Source organism: Cellulomonas biazotea (genome assembly GCF_004306155.1).
GTDB classification, from domain to species: domain Bacteria; phylum Actinomycetota; class Actinomycetes; order Actinomycetales; family Cellulomonadaceae; genus Cellulomonas; species Cellulomonas biazotea.
This window is the reverse complement of record NZ_BIMR01000178.1, coordinates 1-9,639: the sequence shown is the minus strand read 5'-3', so window position 1 is coordinate 9,639 and position 9,639 is coordinate 1. Positions and strand designations below refer to the sequence as shown.

Below are 9,639 nucleotides of genomic sequence, written 5' to 3'. Positions count from 1 at the left end.
GCGGCCTGACGTGCCGCCTCGGCGGCCGCGGCCTGCTCGGCGGCGATGCGCGCCTGCTCCGCGGCGACCCACGCGGCCTGCGCGTCGACGACCGCCTGCTGGGGCGCGGCGACACCGGCGGCGGCGGTACGCAGCGCGGCGACGGAGACGTTCGGACCGGCGATCGCGGTGCTCACCGCACCGGCGGCGCCCTGGAGCGCGACGAGCGGGGCGTCGCCCGCCTGCGGGGAGGCCGCGAGCGTCGCGTTCGCCTGGTCGACGGTCTGCTGGGCGGACGCCGCCGCCGCGGCGCGCGTCGCACCGTAGACCGCGGACACCGCCTGGCTGTCGAGCGCCCCGGCCACGCGGACGTCCTGCGCGGCGACGGGCAGGACGGAGGACACGCGCAGGCGGGCCTCGGCACGCTGCTCCTCACGAGCGGCGGCGGCCTGCTGCGCGGCGACGCCCGTCGTCGCACCGGCCATCACCAGCGCGAGGCCCCCCGCGACGACGAACCACGTCCGGCGCGTCCGGCCACCGCCGGCCCCCGCGAGACCCGTCCGGCTGCGCTGCGTCGGGATCGTCCCGAGCGGTGCCGGGTGCGTCCCGGTGCGCGCGACGTCCGGCGTCGTGGCGACCTGCGTCCCGTTGTCCTTCGAGTCCACGTCCATTCGTCTCCCCCGAATGACGGCCCCGTCCCCGGGCAGGGGCGGGGCTCTCACATCCCCCATCGGCACGACCGGTGTCGTCCTTGAGCGTTCCGTTCCCTTTCGTTCGATCTCGGCCAGGGTGTCGGGTGCGCCCCGATGTCGCCACTCGAACCGGGACGCGCGACCGGGACGCACGACCTGCACGGACCGCGTCCGCGATGATGGGCACGTGCGAGACGACACCGGCACCGACGCCCTCGACGCGGCGATCCTGCGCGTCCTCGCGCTCGACGCCCGCGCGACGTTCGCGCAGGTCGGGCAGCAGGTGTCGCTCTCCGCGCCCGCGGTGAAGCGCCGCGTCGACCGCCTGCGGGCCGCCGGCGTGATCCGCGGCTTCACCGTGCGGCTCGACCCGGCGGCGATGGGCTGGAGCACCGAGGCGTTCGTCGAGCTGTTCTGCCACGGCTCGACGAGCCCGTCGACGATGCGCGACGCCGTCGAGCAGTACCCGGAGGTCGTCGCGGCGAGCACGGTCACCGGGGACGTCGACCTCGTGGTGCAGGTCCGGGCGCGCGACATGCGGCACCTGGAGCGGGTGGTCGAGCGCCTCGCCGCGGAGCCGTTCGTGTCCCGGACCCGCTCGACGGTCGTCCTCTCGGCGCTCGTGCGCCGCCCCGACGTGCCCGCCGACCTCGCGGCCGGCACCGCGACGGAGCCGACGACCGCCGCCCCGGACTGAGCGCGCCGGGCTGAGCGTCAGGCGGTCTTCTCGTCCGCCTTGCAGCGGTTGGTGACGACCATGACCGGGCAGTCGGAGTGGTGCAGCACCGCCTGGCTCGTCGAGCCGAGCAGCAGCCCCGCGAACCCGCCCCGCCCGCGCGAGCCGACGACGATGAGGTCGGTCGCGACGGAGAACTCGGTGAGCAGCTCAGCGCCGCTGCCGTCGAGCGCGTGCCGCTTCACGACGACCCCCGAGCGGTCGCCCAGGGCACGGTCGACGACGACGTTCAGCCCCTCGGCGACGTCCTTGAGGACCTGGTCGTGGTCGACCGTGTCGGGCAGCCACGCGAGCACCCCCGACAGCGAGCTCACCGGGACCCCGGCGACGGCGTGCACCTCGGCACCCCACGCCTCCGCCTCGCCGATCGCCCAGTGCAGCGCCTGCTCGGCCTGCGGGGAGCCGTCGACGCCGACGACGATCCGACGGACGGGCTTGACGGCCGGCAGCACGGCGTCGTCGGCCAGCGCACGGCCGTTCTCGCGGAGCGGCACGACGACCGTCGGGCAGAACGCGTGCGCGGGCAGCGCGGACGACACGGTGCCGAGCAGCCGGTCCGCGAACCCGCCCCGCCCGCGGGTGCCGACGACGGCGAGGCGGACCCCGTGCGACATCTCGACGAGGACCCCCGCGGCGTCGCCCGTCTGCACGACCGAGGTCACGGGCACGCCGACGCCCTGCACGCGGGCCGTGGCCTCGGCGAGGACCGCGCGGGCCCCCTGCTGGATCGCGGTGTCGTCGAGCGCGGCGTAGCCGCCGTCGAGCGACGCCGCCGTGAACGAGGGCAGCGAGTACGCGCACACCAGGCGCAGGCCCCAGCCGTGCGCGGCGGCCTCCTCGGCGGCCCAGTCGAGGGCGTGCAGGCTGGCGGCGGAACCGTCCAGCCCGACGAGCACCACGTCGTCCCGCACCATCACCGGCCTCCTCGCTGGTCGTGCCCGCCTGCTCGACCCGGCCGGGTCGTCCGCGGCGGGCGACCTGTCCAGACGTCAGGCATACCCCAGTTTGGCACAGCCTTGACCGTGAACGGCCACACACCGGACGAGCAGGGCGTCAGGCGGGGACGTATGCCGCCCACAGCGGGTCGGAGCGGGCCGCGGCCGTCCCGAACGACACCGACCACCGCGGCGCCCGCGGGGCGAACGGCAGCTCCCAGCCGATCTCGTGCAGCAGCCGGTCGGCCTTGCGGTGGTTGCACCGCACGCAGGCCGCCACGACGTTCGTCCACTCGTGCCGCCCGCCGCGCGACCGCGGGTGCACGTGGTCGACGGTGTCCGCTCCCCCCGCCGCAGTACGCGCACCGGTGGCTGTCACGCTGCAGGACCGTGCGACGCGTCGGCGGCACCGGGCGACGCACCGGGACGTGCACGTACCGCGTGAGGCACAGGACGACGGGCAGCGGCACCGCGGCGTGCTCCGAGTGCAGCAGCCGCCCGTCGGTCTCCAGCACCGTCGCCTTGCCGCTCATGACGAGCAGGACCGCCCGCCGCAGGCTCACGATGCACAGCGGCTCCATGCTCGCGTTGAGCAGCAGCGAGCGGGCACCGGACGACAGGACGGGTGCGGGTGGCCGTGCGGGTGGGGCGACGGCCGGTGCACCGGCCCGGGCGCGCCCGGGCGCCCCTGGAGCGTTCCCCGCGACCGGCGTCGAAGTCTCGATCAGCACGGCGTCCTCCCGACCTCGTGAGTCGGACCGGCTGGCTGCCGGACCGGCGAAGCGAAGCAACAGCGTGGTGCGCGACCAGCGTACGCGGCGACCTGGACAGCACCACCAGGTGGGGGCCGCACGTCGGGGTGAACACGCCGCGACCGGGTCGCGTGGGGCGAACGACGAGGCCCCCGACGACGCGGACGTCGTCGGGGGCCTCGGAGGACCGTGCGGGTGGCGTCAGCCGACGCGCAGGAAGACCGGCGAGCTCTGCCAGATGGCGCGGAACTGGATCGTCTTGCCCGGGCGGGGCGAGTCGATCTGGTCGTTGCCGCCTGCGTAGATCGAGATGTGGCCGGGGCTCCAGATGAGGTCGCCCGGCTGCGCCTCGTCACGCGAGATGACGGTCGTGACGGACTTGATGCCCGTCGTCGTGCGGGGCAGCGAGACGCCGAGCTGGGCGTACACGTACGAGACGAAGCCCGAGCAGTCGAAGCCGTCCGGCGTGGAGCCGCCGGAGACGTACGGGGTGCCGACGTAGCGGGCGGCGACCTCGAGGACCGCGTTGCCGGCGACCGACTGCGGGATCGGGGCGTTCGTCACCGCGGCGGGGGCGGCGGCCGTGCGCGTCGTGGTGCTGCGCGACGCGGCGGTCGACGCGCGCCGGGTCTCCGGCGGGGGCGTCGGCTTGACGGCGGTGACGACGGGGGCGTCGAAGGTCCACGCGGCCTCGGCCGGGGAGCTCACGACGGGCGACGTGTTGAGCACGGCACGCGCGGAGGCGGTGAGTGCTGCGGTGTCGACGGAGTTCAGGGCGCCGGCGGCGGAGTTGTCCGACGCGGCGCCTGCGGGGGCGCCGATCATCGTGACGACGAGGCCGGAGGACGCGGCGACGACGGCGGTGCGGCGGCCGACGGTGCCCATCTGCTCCGAGGCGGCCGATGCCAGCTCGGACAGGGGCGTCGACGGGCGACGCGCGGCCCGATGCCGGGCGCGGGTGGTGCTCACGGTCACTAGGTGCCTCTCCTGTCGCCTGCGAGGTGAGCTGTCGGGTTCGGGTGGGAGAACACCCGGCCTCGATGGCGGTCCTGCTGCCACCTCGGCTTCACCCCAAGGTCACCGTCTCCGGTGGACCACAAAATCGTGGGTCCCCCGCCCCTGCCGGCGGTTCGTACGGACCTCGGAGCAGCGGCAGGGTTAGGCGTTCCGCTCGAGGGCTTCCACGGAGGAGGGTTCCGAGAAGCAGGTTGAACGTACAGGAGCGTTCGGGTGATTGTCACGTTCCGATCACGACGAGATACGGAACGTGTTGGACGTCCGTCCGGCGTGTCCACGCGACACGCCGAGCCCACCAGGGATGACGCTTCCCGCGCCGTGGGAGCGCGCGCACGGCACGTGACGAACTCTCACCCGCCGGGCGTCGCAGAGTGGGCGCAGAGTGGGCGCAGAGACGGCGCAGAGTGGGCGCAGAGACGGCGCAGAGGCGCCGCAGGAGCGGCACCGGGGCGACTCAGGGACGACCCAGGGGCGTCGCGCCAGGGTCAGCGGGCGCCGACGAAGATGTGCCGCGCGACGTCGTCCGGCAGGTCCAGCACCGTGGCCGAGCCGGGCACGCCGACCGTGACGACCCCGTCGCCCCGCTCGACGACGATCTCGCCGCCGGGGCGCACCCCGGCCTCGGCGAGCCGCGTCAGCAGCTCGACGTCGACCTGCAGCGGCTCCGCGATGCGCGCGACGACGGCGCTCGAGCCGTCGACGAACGAGGTCAGCGGCGTCACGCCGTCGAGGAAGGCGACGCGCGTGACCTCCTCGCCGATCTCCGCGAGGCCCGGGATCGGGTTGCCGTACGGGTCGAAGTGCGGGTGGTCGAGCAGCGACGCGAGCCGCTTCTCGACGCGCTCGCTCATCACGTGCTCCCAGCGGCAGGCCTCCTCGTGGACGTACGGCCACTCCAGGCCGATGACGTCCGTGAGCAGGCGCTCGGCGAGCCGGTGCTTGCGCATGACGCGCACCGCCTTCGCGTAGCCGACGTCCGTGAGCTCGAGGTGCCGGTCGCCGGTCACGACGACGAGACCGTCGCGCTCCATGCGCGCGACCGTCTGCGACACCGTCGGCCCCGAGCGCCCGAGACGCTCCGCGATGCGCGCACGCAGCGGCGTGCGTCCCTCCTCGGTGAGCTCGTAGATCGTCTTCAGGTACATCTCGGTCGTGTCGATCAGGTCGCCCACCGCACAGCCTCCCGCGTCTCTCGTGCCGCACGGACCCCCGTGCCGCACGCTGGTGCACAGATTAGTTGGTCGGTCCGACCCTCCGGGGCCGTGACGGCCTATCCTCGCCCCGTGCCCGCCGCCCCAGACGCCCCGACCGCCGTGACGATCCCGGCGCACCTCCTGCCGCGCGACGGCCGGTTCGGCTCCGGCCCGTCGAAGATCCGGCCCGCGCAGCTCGACGCGCTGGCCCGCACGGGGTCGTCCCTGCTCGGCACGTCCCACCGCCAGGCCCCCGTGCGCGCGGTCGTCGGGCGCGTGCGCGCCGGTGTCGCCGCCCTGTTCGACCTGCCCGACGGGTACGAGGTCGTCCTCGGCAACGGCGGCTCGACGGCGTTCTGGGACGTCGCGACGCTGTGCCTCGTGGAGCGCCGCAGCGCGCACGCGTCGTTCGGCGAGTTCGGCGCCAAGTTCGCGACCGCGACCGCCCGCGCGCCGTTCCTGGACGAGCCGGTCGTGACGACCGTCGCGCCCGGCCAGGTCGTCGTGCCCGAGCACGTCGACGACGTCGACGTGTACGCGTGGCCGCACAACGAGACGTCGACGGGTGTCGCCGCCCCCGTGCGACGGGTCGCCGGCGCCCGGGAGCAGGGCGCGCTCGTCGTCGTCGACGGCACGTCCGGTGCGGGCGGCCTGCCCGTCGACGTCGGCCAGACCGACGCCTACTACTTCGCGCCGCAGAAGTCCTTCGCGTCCGACGGCGGTCTGTGGCTCGCCTGCCTCTCGCCCGACGCCGTCGAGCGCGCGTCCCGCCTCGAGTCGGGCGACCGCTGGGTGCCGGAGTTCCTGTCGCTCACCACCGCCGTGACGAACTCACGCCTCGACCAGACGCTCAACACCCCCGCGATCGCGACGCTCGTCCTGCTCGCCGACCAGCTCGACTGGATCCTCGAGCAGGGCGGCCTCGCCTGGGCCGCCGAGCGCACCGCGACGTCCGCCGCGCACCTGTACGGGTGGGCCGAGTCCCGCGACTGGGCGACGCCGTTCGTGCCCGACCCCGCCGCGCGGTCCACCGTCGTCGGCACCGTCGACCTGGACCCGGAGGTCGAGGCCGCGACCGTCGCGAAGGTGCTGCGCGCGCACGGCGTCGTCGACGTCGAGCCCTACCGCAAGCTCGGCCGCAACCAGCTGCGCGTCGCGATGTACCCGGCCGTCGAGCCGGACGACGTCCTCGCGCTCACGGCGTGCGTCGACCACGTGGTCGAGCAGCTCCTGGGCTGAGCCCGACCGGGCACGGCGCCGCCCGCCCGCGGGTCTCGCCGGGCACGGCGACGCCCGCCCCGCGGGTCGCGGAGCGGGCGTCGTCCGGACGGTCCGGGGACCGGTCCCCTCCGACCGGCCCCCGGCGTCGTGTCAGGCCGCCTCGTGCCGGCGACGCTGGATCGTCACGACGGTCACCACACCGGCACCGACGACGAGCAGCGCGCCGCCGATCCACAGGAGCGGACCCGCCTCGCTGCCGGTGGCCGACAGCACCTGGTTCGAGACGGGGGCCGCGAGGACCTCCGAGCCGCCCGGGTTCGTCAGGCACTGCGGGCTCGACGGCGGGTAGCCGACCGACATCGTCGCCTCGGGGTTGACCGCGAAGTTCACGGTCACGGACGGGCGGACCCAGTCGAACTCGTCGCCCTCGACCCACGAGCCGTCGGCGAGCTGCGTCCAGCCGGGCCAGTCCGCGCCCTTGCCGTCGGGGCCGACCACGGCGCCGGGCCACAGGACGGTGCCGGTCAGCGGGAGACCGGACTGCACGACGCTCGCGCCGCTCGGGTTGACCCACGTGATCGTGACGGTGGTGTTGGGCGTGCCCTTCGCGTCGACCGCGTAGCTGAGCTTGGGCACGTCGTTGTCGCACACCGGCTGCAGGAGTGTGACGGTGAGGTCGCACGGCAGCGGTGCGCCGTACTCGTCGGTGTCACCCAGGCAGCCGTACAGCGGACCGCTGGGTGAGGGCGACGGTGCGACCGCCGCCGAGGCCACGGCCGGCACGCCGAGGACGGCGGACGCCGCCAGGAGCGCGGCGGCACACGCCCGGAGAACCTTGCTCATGACCAGTCCCCTCGATGGGCAGATTCGGACATTTCGTGCTCATCCTTCCCCGCGGAGTTCTGGAGTTATAGGGGCGGAACGGGTGATTTCGGACTCTCACCCGGTCGGCGCAACGGTTGACCCGCGCCTGTCCGTCACCCGGTCGGGCGACACCGCAGGTCCGGGACGGTCGCCCCGACGGCGCGCACCGGACGAGTCGCGCCCCGGCCGCCGCGCCACGGCGCGCCGGGGTCAGGGGCAGGTGGCCGCGACCGAGCCCGGGGATGTCAGCGTCGGGGTCGTCCACACGTCGACACGCCCGTCACGCACCGGCACCTCGAACCGGTACGTCGCCCGGCCGCCCGGGTCGAGCCGTGAGCCGACGACCGTCACGGGACGCCCGGCCACCGTGGCCGACGTGCCGCCGACGATGCCCTCGTCCGTCACGAGCCCCTGCGGTGGTGCGTCGACCGGGCCGTACAGCGTGATGCTCGTGCCGATCGACCCGACGGGCACGAGGCCGCTGGTGCCCGTCACGTTCTCCGGGAACGACGCGACGTCCGCGGGCGGGTCGAACGCGAGGTCGAGCCGCACCGTCGCGGACGGGTCCGGGCCTGTGCAGCGCAGCTCCTCGACGGTCAGCGTCGACCGCAGGTAGTAGTCGAGCTTGCCCGCCGTCGCGTCGTTGAGGAACACGCCCGCCGCGTCCTCGAACGGGCCCGTGAGGAAGGCCGCCCCCACGGTCGTCGCCGCGAGCGCCTCCTGCTCGTCGGGGTGCGCCGACCAGACCCGGATCCGCCCCTCCTCGCCGGCCTGCGCGGCCGCCTCGACGAGCCCCCGCACATCGCCGCCGCCCGAGCCGAGCGCGCCGAAGATCGTCGCCGCGACGTTCGCGAAGAAGTCGTCGGCGGCACGCAGGTCCGGGTACCGCAGGTAGGCGTCGTGCAGGAGCGTCGCGAGCAGCGTGTCCGCGTCGAGCACCGCGCCGCCCGGCTCCGTGACCGGCCCGACCTCGCGCAGCAGCGCCGCGACCGCGACCGGGTCCGTCGCGACGACGCCGTCGACCGTGCCGCCGACGTCCCGCGCCCAGCGCGCCGCGAGCAGCTCCGCGGACCGCGGGAAGTCGGGGGTCATGACGGCGTTCTGCACGTACCGGCCCAGGCCCGCGCCGTTGACCGCGACCTCCTCCGGTGTGAGCGGCAGGATCGGCTCGGGGATGCCCTTGAGCTCGTCGGTGCTGCGCTGGTCCACGAGGGACAGCGCACCGCCGTCGGCCCGGATCACCGCGAGACTCCCGACGATGCCGCCCGCCGTGCGCAGCTCCGCGCTGTTGAGCGCCGCCACCAGGTACGTCCGCGGCCCCTGCGACCCGAGCATCGGCGGCAGGAGCGTCGCGACCTGCGCACCCGCGTCGAGCGCCCCCGCGACCTCCGCGAGCCCCTCGCTCGCCTCCTGCACCGGGCTCACCAGCGGCCCGACCAGCACGCTCGTGTCGATGGCCGCGACGTCGTCCGCGGCCTCGCGCGCGACCGCCGCCGCGTCGACCAGCGCCGGGGCCGCCGCGACGAACGGCTCGAGGTCCACCCGGCCGTCGGCGTCCCGCACGCTCGCCCCGTCGCCCAGCAGGTCCGTGACGGTCGTCGCGGCCGGGAGCGCGTCACGGGACACGACGTCGAGCGCCGCGGCCACCGTGCTCACCGCGGCGAGCTGCGGCCCCAGCCGCGGCAGGACCTGCGCGGCCCGCCACACGGGGTCGGACGACGCCGCGTGCGCGCGGGCGGTCGCGTCCTGGATGCGGGGCAGCGCGGCGTCGAGCGTCGCCGTGTCGCCCTCGTCGAGCGCCTGCCGGACGTCGGTCACGGCGCCCTTGGCGTCCGTGAGGGCGTCGACGGTCTGCACGGCACGGAACGTGAGCCAGCCCGCGACGAGCAGCACGACGGCCAGCAGCACGACGAGCACGACGACGACACGGCCCGCGACCCGGCGTCGCCGTGCGGCGCGCGAGGGCCCGGGGACGGGCGCCGGTGCGGCGTCGGGGGCGTCGGGGGCGGGGCGGTCGTCGACCTCGGGGCTCCCGCCCGGCGGGGTCGCCCCTCCCCCGTCGTCGACGTGCGTGCTCACCGCCCGATCGTGACATGCCGGACGAACCGCCCGACACGGGCGGGCTGGGGATTCACCCGCGCGGCCGGTGCCCGGCGCGGGGCGTCGGGCGGACGTCTCACCCCTCGCGCCGGTCGGCGCGCAGGTCGTCCGGCGGACGACGGCGGGGTCAGGCGACCGAGCGGGTGTTGG

General features: G+C 75.3%; 7 protein-coding genes, 2 pseudogenes and 1 riboswitch. Of the genes and pseudogenes, 2 read left to right on the top strand and 7 right to left on the bottom strand.

The genetic code is table 11. The annotated features are described in order from the left end of the window. Window positions 1-650, bottom strand: a pseudogene (locus tag CBZ_RS12040) (hypothetical protein); the annotation flags it as partial. A 208-nt stretch (window positions 651-858) separates the two neighbouring features. Between CBZ_RS12040 and CBZ_RS12035 the strand changes: the two are divergent. After that, complete coding sequence (locus tag CBZ_RS12035) at window positions 859-1,368, top strand: Lrp/AsnC family transcriptional regulator (RefSeq protein ID WP_130781779.1); 510 nt, start codon at window positions 859-861, stop codon at window positions 1,366-1,368. A 17-nt stretch (window positions 1,369-1,385) separates the two neighbouring features. Here the strand turns inward: CBZ_RS12035 and CBZ_RS12030 are convergent, their stop codons facing one another. From CBZ_RS12030 to CBZ_RS12015, 4 genes and pseudogenes are all read right to left on the bottom strand, one after another. Further along, window positions 1,386-2,321: a universal stress protein gene (locus tag CBZ_RS12030; protein WP_130781778.1), complete on the bottom strand. Its 936-nt coding sequence runs from the start codon at window positions 2,319-2,321 to the stop codon at window positions 1,386-1,388. A gap of 139 nt (window positions 2,322-2,460) precedes the next feature. After that, window positions 2,461-2,923, bottom strand: a pseudogene (locus CBZ_RS22140) (HNH endonuclease). A gap of 372 nt (window positions 2,924-3,295) precedes the next feature. After that, entirely contained in the window at window positions 3,296-4,069 is a 774-nt protein-coding gene (locus CBZ_RS12020) for a C40 family peptidase (RefSeq protein WP_130781777.1), read from the bottom strand. 2 nt (window positions 4,070-4,071) lie between these two features. Further along, window positions 4,072-4,232: riboswitch (cyclic di-AMP (ydaO/yuaA leader) on the bottom strand. A 364-nt stretch (window positions 4,233-4,596) separates the two neighbouring features. After that, a complete protein-coding gene (locus CBZ_RS12015) occupies window positions 4,597-5,283 on the bottom strand; it encodes an iron-dependent transcriptional repressor DtxR (RefSeq protein ID WP_130781776.1) in 687 nt (228 codons plus the stop codon). Window positions 5,284-5,394: 111 nt separating this feature from the next. On the opposite strand from CBZ_RS12015, the gene serC reads away from it, so the two are divergent. Further along, window positions 5,395-6,543, top strand: a complete 1,149-nt coding sequence (gene serC / locus CBZ_RS12010) for a phosphoserine transaminase (protein WP_246013315.1) — start codon at window positions 5,395-5,397, stop codon at window positions 6,541-6,543. A 132-nt stretch (window positions 6,544-6,675) separates the two neighbouring features. Here serC and CBZ_RS12005 read toward each other — a convergent pair whose 3' ends face one another. Together CBZ_RS12005 and CBZ_RS12000 are read right to left on the bottom strand one after the other, a co-directional pair. Beyond that, entirely contained in the window at window positions 6,676-7,368 is a 693-nt protein-coding gene (locus CBZ_RS12005; RefSeq protein ID WP_130781775.1) for a peptidase, read from the bottom strand. Window positions 7,369-7,599: 231 nt separating this feature from the next. Continuing rightward, a complete protein-coding gene (locus tag CBZ_RS12000; protein WP_130781774.1) occupies window positions 7,600-9,468 on the bottom strand; it encodes a DUF4012 domain-containing protein in 1,869 nt (622 codons plus the stop codon). Window positions 9,469-9,639 lie beyond the last annotated feature (171 nt).